Raw genomic sequence first — 20237 nt, forward strand, 5'->3', positions numbered from 1 at the left:
ATGAACGTTTGGGATCAATTTAAAGCAAAATACGCCGTTTTTGATACAAGTGGTAAACTCATTACTGTAATATTTGCGACCACACTGCTAGGTTGGATATTGAGTTATGCTTATGCTCCAGCTTATTTACAAATTGTTCTTCCTAATGGTTTTTTACCTGCTTTGTTACAACCATGGAGTTGGGTAAGCTATGGATTTCTTCATGATGGTTTGTTTCATTTTATAGGTAATGCTTTTGGTATCCATATAGCAGGAAGGTATATTCTTAACATTTTTAGAGGAAGGCAGTTCCTAACATTATTCTTTTTAGGAGTTTTAGCAGGTGCTATTTCGTTTGTGGTAGCTACTGGATTACTACCAGATTTTTTCAGAGGTAACTTGCTATTAGGTGCAAGCGCTGGAGTTTTTGCCTTGATCTTTTTTGCGTGTACTTATTTTCCAGAGTCTGAGTTTCGTTTGATTTTTGTAAATATCAAATTAAAATATTTTGCTTACTTCTTTCTTGCTTCTAATCTCGTTATGGTTGCTTTACAGGTGAATACTGGCGGCAGTCTTGCCCACTTAGCTGGTGCTGCTGTAGGCTATTATGCAGCCACTCGTATGAGAAGTGGGATTGATGTTCTTGAAGGTTTTTCAAAAACAGGAGATTATATCGTGAATCTTTTTAAGTCAAGTCCTAAAAAACCTAAATCACAGCGTAAAGCCAAGATGAAAACGGTTTATAAAGGGAAAACTTCTCAAACAAAGGCATCAAAAGTTGCTGCGACAGATCAAGCAAAGATCGATGCGATATTAGACAAGATCTCATCTAGCGGTTATGAATCACTATCTAAAGCTGAAAAGGACTATCTTTTTAAAGCTGGGAACGATAAGTAGCCTATAAATATTTTTATTAGTTTCAATGATGTTCTTTATTCCGCTTTCGCGAAAGCGAGATCCTCAACCTACTTCTTATTCTTAACTTTAATTTTCTTAAGTTCTTGTTGTGTATATGGCGTAGGCAACTTCAGTTTAAAAACCACAGCTAGAATACGTGTAGCAATCACCGTTATAGCAGATACTGGAAAAACGATCTCGTTAGGAACTTTCAATTCTACCAGAATAAAATAAACGCCACCACCTAATATACAAGCTGTTGCATAAATGTTTTTCCTGAAGATTACCGGAATCTCATTAATTAATATATCTCTTAATACACCACCAAAACAAGCTGTGATACAACCCAATGTGATGCAAATCAAAGGATGCAAACCTGCTGTTAATCCCATTTCTAGACCTACGACGGTGTAAAGGCCTATACCTATGGCGTCAAACAAGAAGAGTGTTTTACGTAGTTTAAGGAGTCGTTTTCTAAAGAAAAATGTGATGACAACACATAAAAGAATGGTGTAAACTAAATTCATATTACGCATCCAGGAGACTGGCTCTACGCCTATAAGAATATCACGTAAGGTTCCTCCACCAGCTGCTGTAACAAAAGCTATAATTACAATACCAAACGGATCTAATTTCTTTGAAAAGGCTGCGAGCGCTCCAGATATTGCAAATGCTATTGTACCTAATAAATCGATTACTTCGATAAAATTCATTGGCCTTGAGTTAAGTAAGTGTAATCCTTGAGTACCGTGCGTATGTAAACGCCGTCTCTTAAGTCTGATTGTGTGCTGAGAAGCGATTCTACTTTAATGCGTAAAGCTCGAAGTGTCATATAATCGCGGCTTTCTCCTGCAAGTCGGTAAATATCTTTGATTTCATTCACATCGGCATCAGATAATATATAAGCATTTTGGAATTGTGGTTGATAGTCGGGATCCAGCTCCTCTAGAATAGTGTGTGAAATTTTAGTGCTTTTTCTGGTATTAATGACAACTGTTTTTGCACCTAGATCGCCCATGCGTTGTTTTCTTTCTGAGAATAATATTCCAACAACGCCTACTGTACCTACAAACAACCATATGTCTACTAGTCTAAATATCCAGCGCACCAAAAAATCTGACCACTGTGCGGGCGAGCCATCTTCTTTTACAACCTTAATTCCCATTACAAATTTACCTACGGTGCGACCATTAAATATAATGTGCATGAATAAAGAATAACAAAATATGGGAATAAATGAAAGTTCGGCAATACCAAAATTATTATCCTTATCAAATAGTCCAACAGCTTGGTAAACGGTGAAGGATAAAATTAATATATAAATGAAAAACACCACTAAATCGAGCAGAAAAGCAAGTAAACGTTTCCCGATTCCAGAATATTCGTACTCAATGTTTACATTTTGTGCCGTGTTAATTGCAGTATTTGACATACAGTTGTAAGTTTATATCTTTAAAAAAAAAGCTCATGCGTGAAGCCGCTTTTGTGAAGCAAAATAAAGAAAAATGGATCGCCTTTGAAAGAGCATTAGATGCTAATGTGAAAATTAATCCTGATCATTTATCAGACTTGTACATTCATCTTACTAATGACCTTGCTTATGCGCAAACCTACTATAAGAATTCAAATACTTTAAAATATCTGAATTCGTTAGCGAGTCAAGCGCATCAAAAAATCTATATCAATAAGAAAGAAAGCAAAAATACTATTGTAGATTTCTTTAAAACTGATTTTCCATTATTTTTTTCGTCCTACCAAAAAGAATTTTTATACGCTATTATCGCCTTCTTTGTTGCCATTTTTATAGGAACCATAAGTACCATCTATGATGATAGCTTTGTGCGTCTTATTCTAGGAGACGGATATGTAAATATGACACTTGAGAATATTGCCAAAGGAAATCCCACAGCTGTTTATCAAGATGCAGGTCAAGGTGGAATGTTTTTAGGAATTACCATCAATAACATTAGAGTTGGGATGTTGTGCTTTGCTTTTGGACTGCTTACCTCACTAGGTGCCATTTATATTATTTTGAGCAATGGTATTATGGTAGGTGCATTTTTTACTATGTTTTATAAAGAAGGAGTCACATTTGATGCCTGGCGTGTTATAATGTTGCATGGTACGATAGAACTTTCTATTATCGTAGTATGTGGAGCAGCAGGTATCATTTTAGGAAATGGAATTTTATTTCCAGGAACTTATGAGCGCAAATACTCTTTTGTAAAAAGTGCTAAAGCTGGTTTAAAAGTCATGGTGAGTACCATACCTTTATTTATTATTGCAGGTTTTATAGAAGGTTTTATTACTAGATATGCGTTTATGCCTGCTATAGTCAACTGGTTGATAGTCATCGCGAGTGCCGCATTAATAGTATGGTATTACGGAATTTATCCTAGAATAGTTAAAAATAAATATGAGCAAATATATAGAGCCGAGGCTGCGTAGAGATTTTGGAGGTGTTGTAAATGCCTACTTCGACTTTCTTAAGGGTGATCATAAAAATATGTTTAAGGTGTTTATAACCTATAACTTTATTTTTATCATCCTTCTTTTTCTTACTAATTACATAGCAGATACTGGAGTTTCTACACTGATAGCATTGTCCTCTGGAACTTACCTAGATCAGACGCTTGATAATTCTCTAGAAACTAGTTTTGCAGCAAGCGCTATTGCATTGATTGTTAATTTTATAGTGACTTTATTCAATGCATGTCTAGCTGGTAGCTATATGAGGATTTATGAAAGAGATCGCGCTAATAATCCTAATGCAAAAGAAGTATTTCATTATGCCAAAAAGAAACTGGCAGGTATGTTCTTAATTATGTTAATAGGTGGTATTGCGGTAATTCCAGTTGCGATAGCATCTGTTATAGCGATAATCATTCCTATAATAGGAGCTTTAGTCATATTTCCGGTCATTATGATTTCTTATTTCACCTGGTTAGGCTTAAGTATGTTTTCTTATGCTTATGATGAAAATCTCGATGCTGTTGCAGCTCTAGGAGTAGGATGGAATCTTCTTTTTTCTAAATTCTGGAAAGCCATAGGAGTTTCTTTTGTAGTAAGTATGCTGTTGTACATCATGTCTGCTTTATTTCAATTAGTACCTACAGGTTTAATATGGTTTATAAGTTATAATAGTAGCGGCGATAACGTTGAGCTAGAAGAAAATGTCCTATTACGTATTGTAAAGTTTATCTTCTATGCGCTAAATAGTGTTTCAGGTATGTTAGTTTATTTCTTAATTATGTTTATGATAGGCTACTTATACTTCAATTTACATGAGTCTAAGTATAACGTCTTTCTTAAGAATCGCATCGCAAAACTAGGAGTAAGGGATGAAGAATAACTTTAGAATCTTACTTTTCATTCTATGTATAGCGAGCTCTTTTTTATCCAGTTCGCAAATAATTGAAAACTTAATTAAAGACATTGAAGATCAACCAGTGGAGATAGTTGATACTTTAAATCGAGTTTATGATACTCGAGAATTAACCGTAAGAGAAATTGATAAAGATCTCAGTGAAGAATATTCTGGTGGAGAATATAATTATGAGCGTGTTCAAGGTAGTAGTGAGAATATTTTTGCACGATTCATGAGCTGGGCACTTCAAGGTCTACAAGATATTTTTGGTTTCACGCTTACTCCTTTAACGGTCGAAATCTTGACCTATTTGTTTTATTTCATCATTGGTGTTCTAGTGATTTACATGATAGTAAAACTGGTGAGTAATGAAAGTGCATCAAAGTTGTTTGGTAAGTCAAAAGAGAAAGGAACGGTAGTAACTATAGAAGATACTCATATTGAAGAAATAGATTTTACAGAAATGATTCAAGATAGCGAGCGAGAAGGAAACTATAGAAACGCCATTCGTTATCAATATTTATCGCTATTGAAAAACTTAAGTGCCAAACAAATGATCTCATGGGATTTTCAAAAAACCAATACCGATTACTATAAGGAATTGAAAAATCCATTAGATAAAGAACAATTTAAAAAACTATCCTATCTATACGATTACGTATGGTATGGCGAGTTTGCCATAGATCAAGATTCTTATAAAGAAGCAGTAGATGAGTTTAAAACTCTTAAAAACCGTGCGGCCTGATGGATAAGAAATCTAAAATATACTTATATATCTTCTTCGGATTAGTCACGCTACTTTTTATTGCTGAACTTGTAACGCCGCCACCATTGAGCTGGGAAGAAAGTTATACCAGTGGTGATAAGATTCCTTTTGGCGCACATGTGTTGTACGATCAGCTGGATGACATTTTTGAGGATAATGAAGTGAGCACTGTAGAAGTAGATCCGGTGAGTTTTCTTAAGAATAAAGAAGATGAGGTAAATGCTAACTATGTTTTCATAAATAACTACCTAGGTTTTGATAAAGTTGAGGTAGATTATTTGATCAAGTTTGCAGAGCGAGGCAATAAAGTATTTGTTTCTACCAGAAGCATTACTGGTGCTCTCGGAGATTCTTTAAAACTAGAATCTAATAGATTTTACCAGTATTATGAGCAGGATACGGTACGAGTGCGTTTGAATAATCCGCAGTTTGAGAATCGCAGTTATATTTATCAAAGAGGTAGCGCTTACCGTCATTTTGTTAATTATGATACTACTAGAACCACAGTTTTAGGTGAAGTCTTACCATTTGAGCCGGTAAAAGGTTATTTAAAAAAGTTCCTTGGTGAAAAGAAAGATTCTACTAATTCTTTGATTGAAAGTGCCATCGAGAAATCAAAGTCCAGACAAGTACCTCAGGCTAATTTTGTTGAGGTAAAAGTAGGCGATGGAGCTATTTACTACCATTTAAACCCTATCGCTTTTACAAATTATTATATGCTCCAAGAAGGAAAAGAACAGTACGTTGCAGAAATTCTTTCTTACCTAAATGATGGACCAGTATATTTTGATGATTATGGTAAATCAGGTAGACGAGTAGTGGTATCACCATTACGTTTTATACTGACTAATACTGCTTTAAAATGGGCATGGTACGTGACTTTATTTACGGTGTTCATTTATTTTTTATTTAAAAGTAAGCGAGAACAAAGAGCTGTTCCAGTAGAAAAACCACTTGAAAATAGTACGGTGGAGTTTACCAAAACTATAGGGAATTTATATTTTCAGAGTGGTGATGTAACAGGCATCATCAATAAAAAAATCAATTTTTTCCTAGAAAAATTGAGATCTAAATACTTTGTGAATACAGAAAAAATGGACGAGGTATTCATTAAACGGCTTTCTGTTAAAACAAATATGCCAGAAAAGCAGACTAAAGACATCATAGAATATATTAATCACTTGAGATCTAAACCAGTACACAGTGATTACGAATTAAAACAACTCAATAAAAAGATACAAGACTTTTTTAAAGAATAGGAAATGGAAGACACGACTCATAACAATAACATGGATTCTTCGCAAGAAAATTCAGCAAGCCAGCCACCACAGCAGCCTGCACAAGAGCAATTTGTTCATAAAAGTGAAGAGAATAGTAATGATAACGCTTTCGCGAAAGCGGAACAACCATCATCATCTCAACAACCACAAGTAGAAGACAAGAATGCATCCTTACAATTTCAAAACAGGCTGGACTTGAACCACCTGAGCGCGGCAGTTTATAAAATCAAAACCGAATTGCGTAAGGTAATCGTAGGACAAGAGGAAATGATCGATTTACTAATTGTTTCTATTCTTGCAAATGGACATTCCCTAATTGAAGGTGTTCCTGGTGTGGCAAAAACAGTTACTGCAAAATTGCTTGCAAAAACGATGCAAGTAGATTTTTCTCGTATTCAATTCACTCCAGATTTGATGCCTTCTGATATTCTAGGAACCTCAGTTTTTTCAATGAAAGAAAACGAGTTTGAATTTAAGCCAGGTCCTATTTTTTCAAATATTATCTTGATAGACGAGATTAACCGTGCACCAGCAAAAACACAAGCGGCATTGTTTGAAGCTATGGCAGAGCGTCAAGTGACGATAGACGGCAAAGAATATGATTTAAATGCTCCATTTTTAGTATTTGCAACACAAAACCCTGTAGAACAAGAAGGAACATATAGATTACCTGAAGCACAATTAGACCGCTTTTTATTTAAGATTAACGTAGGTTATCCTAATCTAGAAGAAGAAATTAAGATATTAAGTGATCACCACGCTCGTAAAAATAAAGATGCTGAAGCAATGGTTACTGGTGTACTGAGCGCCCAAGAGATTAAAAAGTATCAAACTACAGTAAAGGAGATTGTAATAGAAGATAATCTTATTAAATACATTGCAAAAATCATACTTGATACACGTAATAATCCTAATCTTTATCTAGGTGCCTCACCTCGTGCTTCTATCGCAATAATGAACGGTTCAAAGGCATATGCTGCAATTATGGGACGTGATTTTGTCACGCCAGACGATATTAAATATATCGCCACTGCTGTTATGCGACATAGAATTATACTCACTCCAGAAAGAGAAATGGAAGGTCTAACTGCAGATCGTGCTGTTGCTCAAATTTTAGAAAATATAGAGATTCCTAGATAGTGAAGAAATTTTTTAAAAGCCTCTTTTTGCAAAAACGATTTTTTATCGCACTAGGTGCTCTAGTGGTGCTATTTGTTTTTGCATTCTTTTTTAAGCGACTAGAAGATTATCTTAAACTTGGTTTCTTTGTTATCATAGCTTTATTACTAGTAGATATTCTTTTGCTATATAGATCTAAGAATGGTATTAAGGCTAGTCGTATTTTACCTAGTAAATTATCAAATGGTGATAGCAATCCTATAGAAGTGCTAGTAACAAATCAGTATAATACGGCAATTGATATAAAAATCATAGACGAGTTACCTATTCAGTTTCAGAAACGGGATTTTGGAATTAATTACCATCTCAAGGCAAAAGAATCAAAGACTTTTACTTATACCATAAGGCCTACAGAAAGAGGTGAGTATCATTATGGCGCTCTTCAAATTTTTGTCAGTAATTCATTAGGTTTTGCGCAACGTCGTTTTTCATTTAATGAGAAAGCGATGGTTCCTAATTATCCATCTTTCTTGCAAATGCGAAAGTATGAGCTAATGGCTTTTACAAATAAGTTGAAAGACTATGGTCTTAAAAAGATAAGAAGGATAGGGCATACCATGGAATTTGAGCAGATTAAGGATTATGTTCAAGGAGATGATGTGCGTAATATCAACTGGAAAGCTAGTGCAAAACGCAACCAATTGATGATCAATCAATTTCAGGATGAGAAGTCACAACCTGTTTATTCTGTTATAGATAAAGGTCGCGTCATGAAAATGCCTTTTGAGGAATTAAAACTAGTCGATTATGCTATTAACGCAACACTAGTCATCTCTAATATCGCTTTAAAGAAAGGTGATAAGGCAGGAATGTTTAGTTTTTCAAATAAGGTTTCTAATCAAGTAATGGCACAAAAAAGAGCCTCTCAAATGAACTTGATTCTGGAGACTCTATACAATCTAGACACCGATTTTAAAGAAAGTGATTTTGCGAGATTGTATATAGATATCAAAAGAACTATTACACAACGCAGTTTGTTATTATTATATACAAATTTTGAAACTATGGATGCACTTCATAGACAACTTCCTTATTTACAAGCGATAGCAAAAAGTCATCTACTTGTTGTGATCTTTTTTGAAAATACAGAACTTAAAGAGCTTGCGTTAGCTCCCGCAAATTCTACACAAGAGATATATCAAAAAACCATAGCCGAGAAATTTGTCTATGAGAAAAAATTGATTGTGAATGAATTAAATAAATATGGAATTCAGACCATACTTACAGAACCTCAAAACTTGACTGTAAATACAATCAATAAATATTTAGAAATTAAAGCACGTGGACTTTTATAATGGAGAAACAAAAGAAACTATACTTTTTTAATGACAAACTTAAGGATTTACCTAAATGGGTATCGACGAGTTTAAGTATAGGTTTAGGTATTCTTCTTGCTGAAATGATTTTCAAAGTCACCGAATATTCATGGCCAGCTTATATTGTTGTTGCTATTTATCTAATGATTATAGGTTATTCTATATTTAAAAGCACTAGAAAAAACGCTTTTACTTGGGTAAAAGAAACGGAGTTCAAGATTGAAATAAAAGGTAAAAAATTAGACGTAGATGCTACGTTTTTATCTGATTTCTATGTTGAAGAAAACCAATTACACATTATTAGAATCAATCGTTTAGATAAATTTCCAATAGATCATTTCTCAGAAAAAGACATAAAAAAAATGTTGCACCTAATGAAGTTGCAACAAGCTAATGCTAATAATTGATTTAAAACTAGTCAGAACATATTTTTGATCTAATTAAATCAATATCTTCTTTAATCTCCAATGCTTTATCATTAAGCGCATCGCTATAATCCCGATCCTTTAGGGCTGCTTCAAAAGATTGTTTCATTAAGGAGCAATAGCGCTTTTCTAAACGTTCTAATTGCGTCAAGTCGGTGTGAAAAGTGTCTGGATTTTTTTGCATTGTGAGCATGAATAAGCTATTCTATTTTCAAGATTCAAAAATAATTTCTAATCTAAACATCTTCACTTAGGGTATTGTTAAGGTTTTTTACAAATCGGTTAAAGTATTACTAATAAAAAAAGCTATGAATTGAGTTTCATAGCTTTTCTAGTATATGGTTGACTAAAAAGTACTTCTTATCGATTGTCTTGTAAAGCAAATACTCGTTGTAAAAGATCGGTACTTCTTGCGCTTACTTTGTTACGTATTTCTATTTCTTCTTGAGAGATCATTTTGAAAACACCTTCCAGTGCTTTTTGAGTTACATAGTCAGTTAAATCTGGATTTACAGAAGATGTGAAAGGAAGAGTGTTGTATTTGTTTATAGCACTTCCCCATAACTCTGTAGCACCTACTTGACTTAGACTTTTTTCTATCACAGGCGAGAACTTGGCATAAAGAGCTTGTTGAGTTCTATTCTCCAGATAAGAAGTCGCCGCACGTTGATCTCCAAGCAAAATATTTTTGGCATCATCAAAGGTGATGTCTTTTACCGCGTCTACAAAAATAGGTAGAGCTTCTTTAGTAGCGTCTTCTGCGGCACGATTTAATAACTTTAAACCTTCATCTGCAACACTGCTCAAACCTATCTTCCTAAGACCATCATCTACCTTTTGTAATTCTTGGGGCAACAATATTTTTACAAGCTCATTCTTGTAAAAACCATCTTTGCTCATAAGTTTACTCACTTCTTTATCGATTCCTTGGTCTAAGGCTTGTCTTAAACCATTTCCTATGTCTACTTGTGATAATGCGCCTCCACCTTGAGGTAAATTATTAACTATTTCTTGTAAACTTCCACAACTGCTCAAGGTGAGCATAGTAATTAAGACGATTGCAATTTTCTTCATGAGTTGTATTTTTTTCAAAGATATGTGAAAACATACGTTCTAGTAAATAGAAATTTATAGTATAATGGCATTAAATTTGATCAAAAACTTATTTTTTTAGATAAATGCGAACATTTTTTTTACCTACCATATTAATATTATTATTAAGTAGCTGTAGTAGTACCAGGAATCTTGAAAGAAATATAAAAATAAGACCAATAGAATTGAATAAAAACATACTCACCGGTCTTTATGAAAACAAAATTCCTGATGATAGTTCCAATAGTTTATGGAATGACCTTTGTCTACACCTTCCAGAAATGAAACACGCTCTTTCTGAAGGAAATAAAGTGTTCCTAGAATATAAAAATGATAATAAAATCATTGCAGAGTTATATCAGGATAATGAACTTTTAGATAAAATGATATTATCTGGTAAACCGAAAAAGAGTTATTTTTTAATTACTAAAGGCAGTAATTATTCAACTATTATATTAGTTTCATCATCTATAAGTAAGAAGTCGATTATAGGGAATGATGTACATGGCGATTTATTGCTTTCACAAAATAAATCCAGTAATGCCATGTTACTTGATAAAAACTTAGCAAAAGAGCAAAGTGAAGTAACAGCGACCTATATGAGGTTAGGAAATAAACGTCCTGTCAAAATTAGTAATTAACCACCCTTTTGAATTTTTTGATTTTATATTATGAAAAACTTATTCATTCTTGTTCTTTTGGCTTGCTTAACGGTAAGTTGTTACACAACTCAAAGTCTAGCTAACAGAGTTGAAACGAAACCAGTCGTTTTAACCAAAGAACTACTAACTGGCTTGTATGAGAATAAAATACCAGATGACTTTGAAAACAGTTTGTGGAACGACTTGTGTTTACATAATTCAAAAAAAGTGCATAATGTAAGTGAAGGCAATCAAGTATTTATAGAGTTTACAGAGGACAAAGAAATAAAAGTAGAACTCTATCAAAATTCCATTTTGTTAGATACTATGACCTTACCTGGAAAGCCTAAGAAAAACTATTTTACAATCAGAAAAGGCAGTCACTTTTTTACGCTTATTATATTGACCTCTAAGGTGAGTAAGAAAACCATTATCGGCAATGATGCAAACGGCGATTTACTTCTTTCTCAAGGAAATTCAAGTAACACAATGGTTTTAGAAGATGATCTTGGAGACGATTTTGAAACAGTTACCGCTACCTATATGAGATTAGGAGATCAAAGACCAGGTCTTTAAAGTCGCAAAAACAAAAAGCTCTTAGATAATTATTCATCTAAGAGCTTTTTATTTTGTATAAGATTCAATTATAAATCCAATCTATAAATCACATCAAAACCTAAAAAGACAGCACTAGCAAACTCAGTGTTCAATCTATTTCTATCATCTCCTTCCACTTGAAAAGTCAGAATTTGAGCTCCTACAGTATCGCCTGTTCTATACAAACCATAGTCTGTCGTGTCTAATCCAGCTTTTGCTCTCAATATCAGTTGGTCTTTTAACAACGAGTAGCCTGCATAGAAACCAAATCTTATGGACTCTTCTTGAACATAGCCATCTAAATCACCACCTACGTTATAAGACTTAATAGAGGTACGTAAATCTGCTCCAAGGCTGAATTTCTTAGTAATGCTATAGTTAGCCTCCATACGTATAGGGAAGGCAGCATCGATGTAAAATTTATTATTAGGTGTTCTGTAATAAACTCCTAAAAGAGGCGTAATAATAGCACCAAATTCTTCTGAAGAGCTGTACAAACCATACTTTGTTCTAAATCTATTCTTATGACGGTATTCTAGTAATGCGATGGCACCAAACTGAAAATCGTTGGAACCTACATCATTAAAATTAGAAGCTAGCTTAGGAAGTATCAAATACGTACCAGTCCACTTTCTAGAATGGTAAACTTTTGCTCCTAGATTTAATCTAGTCATTGTAAGTCCTTCACTACCTATATCAGATCTTAAATTAAGATTTGTATTCTCAACAGTTAAACCTGTTATCAAAATCGTTTTATCATTTACAGGAGTAGGGTAGAGGAATTCAAAGTTAAGGTTAGAAACGTCTGTTTCATTTTGTCCATCTACGTCTTCTAAGGTAGTATTACCTACATTTAAACGAGCGAGATCTAAATAGTTTTGAGCACTTGCAACTCCAAAACTAAAAACTAGAGCCATTAAAGTAATTGTATATTTCATAAGGGTTTGTTTATTTGATTCGTAAAAATATACAACGTGATCTATTAAATGTTCAAAAATTCTATTTTTTTATTCATTTTTCTACCTTTCGGAATCAAAAAAGCCTTTGAATTTTATAATCAAAGGCTTTTTGCTTATATAAATTAGGATTAAGAGTCAATAGATCCCATTACTTTTTGGGCAAAACTGTTTGCAGCTTCTATGCTGCTCATTCCTTGTGCAATATTGTTGTGAACCTCTAGCGCTCCACAAATATTGGTAATGAGTTCTCCTACTACATCCATTTCTTCTTCAGTAACCGACCTGTGCTCAGTAAAACTTTCAAGAACTTCAAGAGTTGCATTTAGAGATTCTGGAGTAGCATTTTTTTGTAAATGTCTAATTACTGGTAACTTCATGTACGAGGTCTTTTAGATTTTCAAATTTATTAGTCTGTACTTGGTTAACAAAAGCTCCGTTTTTAAAAGTTGCAAATGTAGGCAAGTTGTCTACTGTCGCTAGTTTACGTGACTCTGGAAATTTCTCAGCATCGGCAAGTACAAAAACGGCGTTTTCGTTTTCTTGATCTAACTTTTTAAATTTTGGTTTCATTACACGGCAGTTACCGCACCATGAAGCCATATACTGTACTACAACTGTTTCATTTTCTGAAACTATTTGCTGTAGATTATCTTGATCTAATGTTTGCATTTTGATAGTTTTTTAAAAAAGACAAGGAAAGTAGGAAAGAAATATCTCTCTACTTTCCTTGTCAATTTGATAGAATATTCTAATTAGTTTTTAGAAAGATACTCTGCAGTGGCGTTGCGATTTGCGCCCATTGCTTCTTTTCCTTCTTCCCAGTTTGCAGGACATACTTCACCATTTTTCTGTACGTGAGTATATGCATCTATCATTCTTAGGAATTCGTTTACATTTCTTCCTACTGGCATGTGATTCACACCTTCATGAAATACAGTTCCTTCTTCATCGATAAGGTAAGTTGCTCTATAAGTAACATTATCACCTACAAGAATGTGATCATCTAGCTCATCGCTAAATTCTACTTCTACATCTAAAATATCTAAAGTACCTGCTAGATTACGGTTAGAATCTGCAAGGATGTTGTAAGTCACACCTTCAATTCCTCCATTATCTTTTGAAGTGTTTAACCATGCAAAGTGTACCTCTGGAGTATCACAAGAAGCACCGATTACGATAGTATTTCTTTTTTCAAATTCTCCTAAAGCTTCCTGAAATGCGTGTAACTCAGTTGGGCATACAAAAGTGAAATCTTTTGGGTACCAAAATAAAAGAACTTTCTTTCCCTTATTTTTTGCTTCATCAAGTACATTTAATTTAAATGTATCTCCCATTTCATTCATTGCATCTACATCTAGATTTGGGAATTGTTTTCCTACTATAGCCATTTTTATTTATTTAAAAAATTAGTTTTTGTTTTCTGGTTGCAAAAATAGTGTCCGCTTTCGCGAAAGCGGAATAATTTCTATCTAGTTAACAAATGTTATAATAGTTTTTGCCTATTTAATAAAGCATTAAGAATAGAAGTATCTGATAATTGCTGAGGAGTTGAAGCAACGACCTGCTTGCAATAACCTAAAACAAGCCAGCAAAACTAGTAATTTATGATGAATGGAGATTCCAAATAATCTTCACCGTAGGAATAGAATCGCCATCGATGACTTGGTAATTTTCTTCTATAGAAATGATTTCTTCAAATTGTACTTCTTTTTGTAAACTAGAATCCCAGTAGGTTTGAATACCGCGGTAACTATATGGATAACTTGAATTATGGAGAATAGGAGTAAGTTTTATGCTTCTATATTCAAGGCCAGATGTGTATAGTTTTTGAGGACTTGGTTTTGTTGTATTAGGAAAATTAGCGTTATTTCTGTTTAGTTGGTGCTCTTCTACTAATTCTTCAAATTTCTCTTCAATGTAACCTTCATAAAAAGCCACTTTATCAAAATCTTCTTCTACCGCAAGCTCATTGGCATCTTCTGTCACTTTGTAGCTCATTTCATCGGCGGCATTTTTACAACTGGCGATTATCACAATAAGTAGTAAGATTACATACTTTTTCATCTTTGAATTCTAAATTTTAACTTGGTTATTTGCTCATTTCTATAGGTCGTTTCGATAATTTCAAGACGTTTTAAGGTAGATGTGGGCGTTGTTAGTTTATTGATAAAATCTGCTTTTTCATACAAGGTAACACCTATAGAATGAGGTAAGACTTCCATGATGATGGCATCTCTAGCGATGAGCTGATTTAATTGCGCTTTACGCTTTTTAAATTCTTCTACCTTACCGTTAGAATAGTAATCCAGCATGAGCGCATAATCATCTGTGCGTAACGGTAATTGCTCAAATTGTTCTCCATTTAAAACTCTAGTGATGGTATCATTTTTATAATAAGGAGAAGATACTACAAACTTAATTAAACTGCCAGATGTGGTTCCTTTAAAGCATCCTAAAGAGTCCGTTTTGAAATATTGCGGGCTTTCATTTTCATTCAAGACTTTGATGTCTAAGATTTTGTTTTCGATAGGTGATTTACTATAAAAATCAATAAAGCAAAATTCGTATTCTGTTTTAGAATTCATAAAAGAATATATCCATGAAATACACATAATTACAACGACAAGAATCAGGATGATGTAAGGCTTTTTTGATCTTAGCTGTCTAGGTTTTTGGATGTGTTGCGATCTTGTTTCTTCTATTTTGAATGGTTGTTTGTGTTCCGCTTTCGCGAAAGCGTGCCAATTATCCTCACCTATATATTGCGCCAGCATATTTAGTATGTCAATGCGTGGCAATTTTTCAGGATTATTTTTAACGTAGGTATAGAACCATTTTTCACTTATGGTACTGCCAGTTTTAGACCTTAAATCATCCTGAAAATGTATAATTTCTTGTCCTTTCCAGCTTTTAATCTGACCGACATCATATCCTGTAGAACTTTCATACTGCTTTTCTACTCGATGCAGCAATATTTTGAATAAGTCAATGTCAGTAATGGTTTTCATAGAATGCGGTAGCTAAAATACCTTTTGTAAAACAGTTTACAAAGCTTTTACAAGAGCTTTACAAAGAGATTTTTGCTACCGGTAATAGGTTTGTGATTCATTATAAAAATAAATATCATGAAAAATACCATTTCAATTATAGCGACAATAGCTTTATTGCTTCTAAGCAGTTGTCATCAAGAAGGAGCTTATCAAGAGAGCCTAGAGATGCAAAACGAGAGCACGCCTACAACTGTTGAGGTACGCTCAACTAACGATCAAAGCAAAACTTCTGCTCAAAAACCCAGTTACAATCATCTTAAAATCATTAAAACTGCAGACGCTAAGTTTAAAGTTAAAAATCTAGATAGTTGTACCAGCAAAGCACAAGAGTTGATCCATAAATGGAATGGCTATGTGGCAGATATGCGATACACTCAAAATGATTACCAGCTTGAAAACAGAATGGTATTTAAAGTGCCTGCGGCCAACTTTGACCAACTACTGAACGATTTTACCCAACTAGCAGATTTTGTTGATTATAAGAACATCACAAGCCAAGACATTACCGCAAACTATGTGGATCTTACTACACGACTAGAAACCAAAAAAGAGGTCAAAGAAAAGTATGATAAAATCTTGCGCAGCAAGGCAAAAACGGTTGAAGAAGTACTTAAAACCGAGGAGAAATTAAGAGTCTTGCAAGAGGAAATAGAAGCGGCAGAAGGTCGTTTGAAAATGATGCAAAATCAAGTGTCTTTAAGTACGATTGAGATTGAGTTTTATGAAACAGTTGCTTATAAAAAAGAGCCAGAAAGTTATGTCATCACTTTCAAAGATCAAGCGATCAATAGTGTAGGTTATGGCTGGGGTTTTATAAAAGGAGCTGCGTTGTTGTTATTGACTTTATGGCCTTTGTTTTTTATAATTCCTTCAGTTTACTTTGGAATCAAATGGTTAAGGAGAAAATAGATTACGATAGAGTAGAGGCAACCTCAAACTTTGATTTAAAGTTTGAGGTTGTTTATGGTTTTAGAGCTTACGAATCAATAAGAATGTCACAAAATAGATTCTGTTCAAGTTACTCCGCTTTTCTTTATGACTCATAAGCTCTTAAAACAAGCTTTTGCCATAGTAAAATCAGGACTCATTTACGATGATTCTTACAGAAGTACTCTAGTGATAAAATAAAGCAGATTTTACTTGTTTTTTACCACAGTACTTTGTTAGTGGCTTTTTTCTTTTACTATTTTAATGATGGTTTTATTGAATTTATCAGGCTCTTCTTCAGGTGGTTCGTGCCCTGATTGTTCAAACCATATATATTCTTTTTGCGGAGCCTTTAAACTTTTTAGATATCGCTCTGCAACAACACCAGGCAAATTCCAATCATGACGACCAGCCATGAAAAAAACTGGAATTTCTAAAGACTTAATACCTGTTAGATCTGTGTCGAATACTTTCGATGTTAATCTAGAGCTCGTATAATTATAAGCTTCATACCAGTCATAATCCTTGTAATCATCATAAACGTGTTGCTCGGCTTTCTCGATTTCTTTAGCAACTTCTGGATTGAATATCGTTCCGTTGTATTTCACTAACAATTGATATTTGCTCATAAAACAATCCAATTTTGTTTTACAAACAGATGTGTCTCTTTGTTCTATCAAGCTTAGTTGATTTAACACGGCAGTATCTTGTTTTTTTTGTGCTTGGTCTTTTAGCCATTGCATAGATACATCCCAATTTTCTTTTGTATCAATAATTTGAGAGACACCTAAATAGGCATAATAGTCTTCAGGGTACTTTTCGGCTAGTTTTAGACCAATAACGCTTCCATAAGAAAATCCGAGTAGAACAATTTTCTCTTTATTGAATCTCTTTTTGAGGTATAATGTCAATTCATGGGCATCACTAACCAAACTTTCAATGCTTAGATTCTTTGGGGTTGGGTTTTTTTGATAAGAAAGTCCACAACCTGCTTGATCCCAAGAAACTAAAATCATTTCTTTGGTTAAATCAGCATTAAAATATCGGAGATGCGGTGTCTGTGGCCAACCTGGTCCACCATGTAAAAAAAGCAATACAGGTAATTGATCTGAAGCACCTGTCATTTCTACATATTGCTTTTCACCTCCTAATTCGACAAAAGTTTTTTCTTGAACAGGTTTTGTGCTTTCAGATTGCTCTTCTTGTCCATCTTTTTTGTTTTGACAACCCATCATAAGAAAAACAGATACTAATACTATAATATTTTTCATTGCTTTACTATTTTATTCAATCTCAAGAATACTTTCGTTAATATCAAATTGCCGCTAACGGGCAAAGGTATAATGCGTGTGAGGCGTTTTAGCTGAGTAGCGTTATCCTTAGTTGTTTTAGTTATAGTTGTAAAGTTAACTAAATTTTGAATTGATTCGCCTCGCAATGAGCATTTAAAACGCCTGATGCGCTTTATGCTATGGCTCATGCCAGTTAGTTGTGGCAGCGATAATTGACTAAGTATGCACCGGAATTTAGATAAGGCGTTTTACACCTTTGCCCGTTTCTGTCTCCGACGAGTATAACGAGAGGAAGACATGAAGTAGTTTGGGAGTCTTAAAATTGTTAATTTGTTGAGCCTACAGATAGGTTAATCGTTTTCACAACAATTGCGTAATCTTATTTTAGTATCCTAAACAACCAATTAAAATTTTATAGCTTAGAACTACGGCTTCAAGTAATTGGCCTGAATGGTCTAGTGAATGAAACTTAGCGAATTTTACGCACTACTTTTTCAGTTTAAAACATATTGTAATTTATTGATATTCATTTATATAAACTAAAAAAAAAGCTACTTTTCAGATCTGTTGTTAATCTTTCGTTATTTTTTATTTAGAGCTTCAATCCTTTCTTTATAGTAATCTTTACCACTTAATTCAAAGGCCTTGTTTAAGTATTTTAAGGTATTCTCTTTATCGTTTTGAGATTCATAATATTCAGCCATTGATTCATAGGCAGTAGCATTTTTAGGATTGTATTTGATATTCATTTCAAAAAACATGAACGCCTTTTTAGGTTGTCCCATTTGCATATTCATGTAACCATAGCCACTTAACATTTCGTCAATCATTGGTGCAGTAGGAACACCAAAATGTTCTGTATAAATTTGTTCCTGTACCTTCAATAGCGAAACCAATTCTTCTATAGAGGTTTCTGGGTTATTATATTTTTGAGGAGATTTAAACTGATACCATTGAAAAAGAAAAATTAGCCCATCTCTTATTGATGGTAAAGGAACTGTACCATGTAAATCTTCATTATAGACTTTCCATGAAAAATTTAATCCATTCTGTTTTTGAGATGTAGTATAATTTGAAAACTCAATGATTGAACGCGCAAACAATGTAAATTCTGAAGAGTCATCCATAATATTCTCCATGTTTATTTCTTCATTCCACATATGTAGCTGCTCTGCAGCTAAAGACACAAAGAGGGACTTTCCTTCATAACTTTCTGTACTCAGTTTTTGTTTTGCCTGTTTCAATAATTTTTGGTCATCCCAATCCAGACTTGGATCTATGGCTATATAGTTTTGAAAGAGATGTTTATGATTAACCAACATATTTATAGTAAACAATCCGGCATAAGAATGTCCAATTAATGTACGATAGTTCATGGTTGGATACTTATTGTCAATATATGGGATGAGTTCCTCTTCCATAAATTTGGTAAAGGTTTCTGCACCTCCAGTTTCATAATCAAATGCACTACCGCGTCTCATTTTTATCTGCGATGTAGTTAAATCTCTTGTTCGCTTCTTGCGATTAGAAACCCCAACAAGTATCATATGCGGTAAGTAATGTCCCCAATAATTACCATAAACAGCTTCCAAAGTGCTTTCTAGTGAAAATCCATCCATTAGATAAATCACGGCATATTTTTCATCACTATCTGGCTGAAAATTATCTGGTAATCTAACCCAAAAGTCACGACTTTCATTTAAAGTTTTAGAAAATATGGAATCCACTATTCGATTTTGAAATTGCTCCGTTTGGTACTCAGTTGTTTGTGCAATTGCATTTTGATTTACCATTAAAATCGATCCGATAAGTACTAATAAGTAGATGGAATGTTTCATTATTTTTTTTCTTGAATTTAAATTTACTAATTAATTTATTCTTGGAAATTTATCATATTTAAAAATTTGGCGGTCTCCAAAAATAGTGTCTAAATTTAATGAAGAAAAAGGTTGTTTTTTACCTCAGTTCTTTGTTGTGTGTAGTTTTTATATTCGAACACATTTGAACGATTTCCATTGATTTTTCAGATATTTGCTAGGTAAGTTATCACCATTTCTATCCATTATTCTATTAAGTGAATCACAAACAGCCCTTTCAGCTCTTATATCACAAGCATTCTTTTCTTGACGGTTAATAGCGTCTTTTAAACATTCAGTATATTTTTTAATGGCCTCGTTTATGTCTTTTCGAATAGTGTCTAGAATCCTCATATCAATCTGCATAAGAGAATCAATAAAATCCTTTGCCTCATTTAGGTCAAAATTTGATGGTTTATCGATTTCCTTTTTATCAAAAAATGAGCGAATATTTTCAACGGTTGATGAGAGTCTCTCAGAAATCAAAAAATCAGCGACTTTTATTCCAGTTTCTATATATTTCAAAACTACTGCTCCACTAGCTGCAGCTGCTAATGCTCCTAAGGCCATAAATTTATCGTTTTAGTTATAATAATATTACTTTAAGTTTCTTC

At 33.6% G+C, this 20237-nt stretch carries 24 protein-coding genes; 11 read left to right on the forward strand and 13 right to left on the reverse strand.

The features are described 5' to 3' along the window. Positions 1 to 876, forward strand: a complete 876-nt coding sequence (locus DDD_RS13215) for a rhomboid family intramembrane serine protease (protein ID WP_015363413.1) — start codon at positions 1 to 3, stop codon at positions 874 to 876. A gap of 68 nt (positions 877 to 944) precedes the next feature. Here the strand turns inward: DDD_RS13215 and DDD_RS13220 are convergent, their stop codons facing one another. Together DDD_RS13220 and DDD_RS13225 are read right to left on the reverse strand one after the other, a co-directional pair. Continuing rightward, positions 945 to 1589 carry a trimeric intracellular cation channel family protein gene (locus DDD_RS13220; RefSeq protein ID WP_015363414.1) on the reverse strand — a complete coding sequence of 215 codons (645 nt, stop codon included), beginning with the start codon at positions 1587 to 1589 and terminating at the stop codon, positions 945 to 947. Next, on the reverse strand, positions 1586 to 2308 hold the full coding sequence (locus DDD_RS13225; RefSeq protein ID WP_015363415.1) for an RDD family protein: 723 nt from the start codon (positions 2306 to 2308) through the stop codon (positions 1586 to 1588). Before DDD_RS13225 ends, DDD_RS13220 begins: the two co-directional genes overlap by 4 nt. A 35-nt stretch (positions 2309 to 2343) precedes the next feature. Here DDD_RS13225 and DDD_RS13230 point away from each other — a divergent pair, with 35 nt between their 5' ends. Genes DDD_RS13230 through DDD_RS13260 form a run of 7 tightly spaced genes read left to right on the forward strand, consistent with a single transcriptional unit; the run spans position 2344 to position 9191 of the window. After that, the gene (locus DDD_RS13230; RefSeq protein ID WP_015363416.1) at positions 2344 to 3324 is read left to right on the forward strand and encodes a stage II sporulation protein M; all 981 of its coding nucleotides are present in this window, start codon (positions 2344 to 2346) and stop codon (positions 3322 to 3324) included. Next, the gene (locus DDD_RS13235; protein WP_015363417.1) at positions 3293 to 4228 is read left to right on the forward strand and encodes a hypothetical protein; all 936 of its coding nucleotides are present in this window, start codon (positions 3293 to 3295) and stop codon (positions 4226 to 4228) included. Before DDD_RS13230 ends, DDD_RS13235 begins: the two co-directional genes overlap by 32 nt. Continuing rightward, positions 4218 to 4988, forward strand: coding sequence for a hypothetical protein (locus DDD_RS13240; RefSeq protein WP_015363418.1), 771 nt, complete (start codon positions 4218 to 4220; stop codon positions 4986 to 4988). The genes DDD_RS13235 and DDD_RS13240 overlap by 11 nt, the downstream gene beginning before the upstream one ends. After that, entirely contained in the window at positions 4988 to 6268 is a 1281-nt protein-coding gene (locus tag DDD_RS13245; RefSeq protein WP_015363419.1) for a DUF4350 domain-containing protein, read from the forward strand. Before DDD_RS13240 ends, DDD_RS13245 begins: the two co-directional genes overlap by 1 nt. 3 nt (positions 6269 to 6271) lie before the next feature. Continuing rightward, positions 6272 to 7429 carry an AAA family ATPase gene (locus DDD_RS13250; protein ID WP_041567169.1) on the forward strand — a complete coding sequence of 386 codons (1158 nt, stop codon included), beginning with the start codon at positions 6272 to 6274 and terminating at the stop codon, positions 7427 to 7429. Between the two features lie 26 nt (positions 7430 to 7455). Continuing rightward, the gene (locus DDD_RS13255; protein ID WP_015363421.1) at positions 7456 to 8763 is read left to right on the forward strand and encodes a DUF58 domain-containing protein; all 1308 of its coding nucleotides are present in this window, start codon (positions 7456 to 7458) and stop codon (positions 8761 to 8763) included. Then, complete coding sequence (locus tag DDD_RS13260) at positions 8763 to 9191, forward strand: hypothetical protein (protein WP_015363422.1); 429 nt, start codon at positions 8763 to 8765, stop codon at positions 9189 to 9191. The genes DDD_RS13255 and DDD_RS13260 overlap by 1 nt, the downstream gene beginning before the upstream one ends. Before the next feature lie 7 nt (positions 9192 to 9198). Here the strand turns inward: DDD_RS13260 and DDD_RS13265 are convergent, their stop codons facing one another. After that, positions 9199 to 9402 carry a Lacal_2735 family protein gene (locus DDD_RS13265; RefSeq protein ID WP_015363423.1) on the reverse strand — a complete coding sequence of 68 codons (204 nt, stop codon included), beginning with the start codon at positions 9400 to 9402 and terminating at the stop codon, positions 9199 to 9201. A 167-nt stretch (positions 9403 to 9569) separates the two neighbouring features. Then, positions 9570 to 10283: a DUF4197 domain-containing protein gene (locus tag DDD_RS13270; protein WP_015363424.1), complete on the reverse strand. Its 714-nt coding sequence runs from the start codon at positions 10281 to 10283 to the stop codon at positions 9570 to 9572. A gap of 203 nt (positions 10284 to 10486) precedes the next feature. Between DDD_RS13270 and DDD_RS13275 the strand changes: the two genes are divergently transcribed. Both DDD_RS13275 and DDD_RS13280 read left to right on the forward strand, forming a co-directional pair. Next, positions 10487 to 10942 (forward strand): hypothetical protein, encoded by a 456-nt coding sequence (locus tag DDD_RS13275; RefSeq protein ID WP_236613378.1) that lies wholly within the window; start codon positions 10487 to 10489, stop codon positions 10940 to 10942. A 30-nt stretch (positions 10943 to 10972) separates the two neighbouring features. After that, on the forward strand, positions 10973 to 11518 hold the full coding sequence (locus DDD_RS13280; RefSeq protein WP_041567171.1) for a hypothetical protein: 546 nt from the start codon (positions 10973 to 10975) through the stop codon (positions 11516 to 11518). A 68-nt stretch (positions 11519 to 11586) separates the two neighbouring features. Here the strand turns inward: DDD_RS13280 and DDD_RS13285 are convergent, their stop codons facing one another. The 6 genes from DDD_RS13285 to DDD_RS13310 form a co-directional block, all read right to left on the reverse strand. Next, a complete protein-coding gene (locus DDD_RS13285; RefSeq protein ID WP_015363427.1) occupies positions 11587 to 12477 on the reverse strand; it encodes a DUF6268 family outer membrane beta-barrel protein in 891 nt (296 codons plus the stop codon). A 149-nt stretch (positions 12478 to 12626) separates the two neighbouring features. After that, on the reverse strand, positions 12627 to 12875 hold the full coding sequence (locus tag DDD_RS13290; protein WP_015363428.1) for a DUF6952 family protein: 249 nt from the start codon (positions 12873 to 12875) through the stop codon (positions 12627 to 12629). Further along, positions 12856 to 13167, reverse strand: coding sequence for a thioredoxin family protein (locus DDD_RS13295; protein ID WP_015363429.1), 312 nt, complete (start codon positions 13165 to 13167; stop codon positions 12856 to 12858). Before DDD_RS13295 ends, DDD_RS13290 begins: the two co-directional genes overlap by 20 nt. Before the next feature lie 83 nt (positions 13168 to 13250). Beyond that, on the reverse strand, positions 13251 to 13886 hold the full coding sequence (locus DDD_RS13300; protein WP_015363430.1) for a peroxiredoxin: 636 nt from the start codon (positions 13884 to 13886) through the stop codon (positions 13251 to 13253). Between the two features lie 214 nt (positions 13887 to 14100). Next, the gene (locus DDD_RS13305; protein ID WP_015363431.1) at positions 14101 to 14562 is read right to left on the reverse strand and encodes a hypothetical protein; all 462 of its coding nucleotides are present in this window, start codon (positions 14560 to 14562) and stop codon (positions 14101 to 14103) included. After that, positions 14559 to 15506 carry a hypothetical protein gene (locus DDD_RS13310; RefSeq protein ID WP_015363432.1) on the reverse strand — a complete coding sequence of 316 codons (948 nt, stop codon included), beginning with the start codon at positions 15504 to 15506 and terminating at the stop codon, positions 14559 to 14561. Before DDD_RS13310 ends, DDD_RS13305 begins: the two co-directional genes overlap by 4 nt. 117 nt (positions 15507 to 15623) lie before the next feature. Between DDD_RS13310 and DDD_RS13315 the strand changes: the two genes are divergently transcribed. Then, positions 15624 to 16457: a DUF4349 domain-containing protein gene (locus DDD_RS13315; protein ID WP_015363433.1), complete on the forward strand. Its 834-nt coding sequence runs from the start codon at positions 15624 to 15626 to the stop codon at positions 16455 to 16457. Between the two features lie 254 nt (positions 16458 to 16711). Here the strand turns inward: DDD_RS13315 and DDD_RS13320 are convergent, their stop codons facing one another. The 3 genes from DDD_RS13320 to DDD_RS13330 form a co-directional block, all read right to left on the reverse strand. Then, a complete protein-coding gene (locus DDD_RS13320; RefSeq protein WP_015363435.1) occupies positions 16712 to 17746 on the reverse strand; it encodes an alpha/beta fold hydrolase in 1035 nt (344 codons plus the stop codon). 602 nt (positions 17747 to 18348) lie between these two features. After that, entirely contained in the window at positions 18349 to 19605 is a 1257-nt protein-coding gene (locus DDD_RS13325) for an alpha/beta hydrolase-fold protein (RefSeq protein WP_041567173.1), read from the reverse strand. A 147-nt stretch (positions 19606 to 19752) separates the two neighbouring features. Then, positions 19753 to 20193, reverse strand: coding sequence for an alpha-amylase (locus DDD_RS13330; RefSeq protein WP_015363437.1), 441 nt, complete (start codon positions 20191 to 20193; stop codon positions 19753 to 19755). Positions 20194 to 20237 lie beyond the last annotated feature (44 nt).

The sequence above is a fragment of the Nonlabens dokdonensis DSW-6 genome (genome assembly GCF_000332115.1).
In the GTDB taxonomy this organism is placed as follows: Bacteria; Bacteroidota; Bacteroidia; order Flavobacteriales; family Flavobacteriaceae; genus Nonlabens; species Nonlabens dokdonensis.

Coding starts and splice junctions, on each gene's coding strand:
- DDD_RS13215 (WP_015363413.1), top strand. CDS start 1: ATGAACGTTTGGGATCAATTTAAAGCAAAATACGCCGTTTTTGATACA.
- DDD_RS13220 (WP_015363414.1), bottom strand. CDS start 1,589: ATGAATTTTATCGAAGTAATCGATTTATTAGGTACAATAGCATTTGCA.
- DDD_RS13225 (WP_015363415.1), bottom strand. CDS start 2,308: ATGTCAAATACTGCAATTAACACGGCACAAAATGTAAACATTGAGTAC.
- DDD_RS13230 (WP_015363416.1), top strand. CDS start 2,344: ATGCGTGAAGCCGCTTTTGTGAAGCAAAATAAAGAAAAATGGATCGCC.
- DDD_RS13235 (WP_015363417.1), top strand. CDS start 3,293: ATGAGCAAATATATAGAGCCGAGGCTGCGTAGAGATTTTGGAGGTGTT.
- DDD_RS13240 (WP_015363418.1), top strand. CDS start 4,218: ATGAAGAATAACTTTAGAATCTTACTTTTCATTCTATGTATAGCGAGC.
- DDD_RS13245 (WP_015363419.1), top strand. CDS start 4,988: ATGGATAAGAAATCTAAAATATACTTATATATCTTCTTCGGATTAGTC.
- DDD_RS13250 (WP_041567169.1), top strand. CDS start 6,272: ATGGAAGACACGACTCATAACAATAACATGGATTCTTCGCAAGAAAAT.
- DDD_RS13260 (WP_015363422.1), top strand. CDS start 8,763: ATGGAGAAACAAAAGAAACTATACTTTTTTAATGACAAACTTAAGGAT.
- DDD_RS13265 (WP_015363423.1), bottom strand. CDS start 9,402: ATGCTCACAATGCAAAAAAATCCAGACACTTTTCACACCGACTTGACG.
- DDD_RS13270 (WP_015363424.1), bottom strand. CDS start 10,283: ATGAAGAAAATTGCAATCGTCTTAATTACTATGCTCACCTTGAGCAGT.
- DDD_RS13280 (WP_041567171.1), top strand. CDS start 10,973: ATGAAAAACTTATTCATTCTTGTTCTTTTGGCTTGCTTAACGGTAAGT.
- DDD_RS13285 (WP_015363427.1), bottom strand. CDS start 12,477: ATGAAATATACAATTACTTTAATGGCTCTAGTTTTTAGTTTTGGAGTT.
- DDD_RS13290 (WP_015363428.1), bottom strand. CDS start 12,875: ATGAAGTTACCAGTAATTAGACATTTACAAAAAAATGCTACTCCAGAA.
- DDD_RS13295 (WP_015363429.1), bottom strand. CDS start 13,167: ATGCAAACATTAGATCAAGATAATCTACAGCAAATAGTTTCAGAAAAT.
- DDD_RS13300 (WP_015363430.1), bottom strand. CDS start 13,886: ATGGCTATAGTAGGAAAACAATTCCCAAATCTAGATGTAGATGCAATG.
- DDD_RS13305 (WP_015363431.1), bottom strand. CDS start 14,562: ATGAAAAAGTATGTAATCTTACTACTTATTGTGATAATCGCCAGTTGT.
- DDD_RS13310 (WP_015363432.1), bottom strand. CDS start 15,506: ATGAAAACCATTACTGACATTGACTTATTCAAAATATTGCTGCATCGA.
- DDD_RS13315 (WP_015363433.1), top strand. CDS start 15,624: ATGAAAAATACCATTTCAATTATAGCGACAATAGCTTTATTGCTTCTA.
- DDD_RS13320 (WP_015363435.1), bottom strand. CDS start 17,746: ATGAAAAATATTATAGTATTAGTATCTGTTTTTCTTATGATGGGTTGT.
- DDD_RS13325 (WP_041567173.1), bottom strand. CDS start 19,605: ATGAAACATTCCATCTACTTATTAGTACTTATCGGATCGATTTTAATG.
- DDD_RS13330 (WP_015363437.1), bottom strand. CDS start 20,193: ATGGCCTTAGGAGCATTAGCAGCTGCAGCTAGTGGAGCAGTAGTTTTG.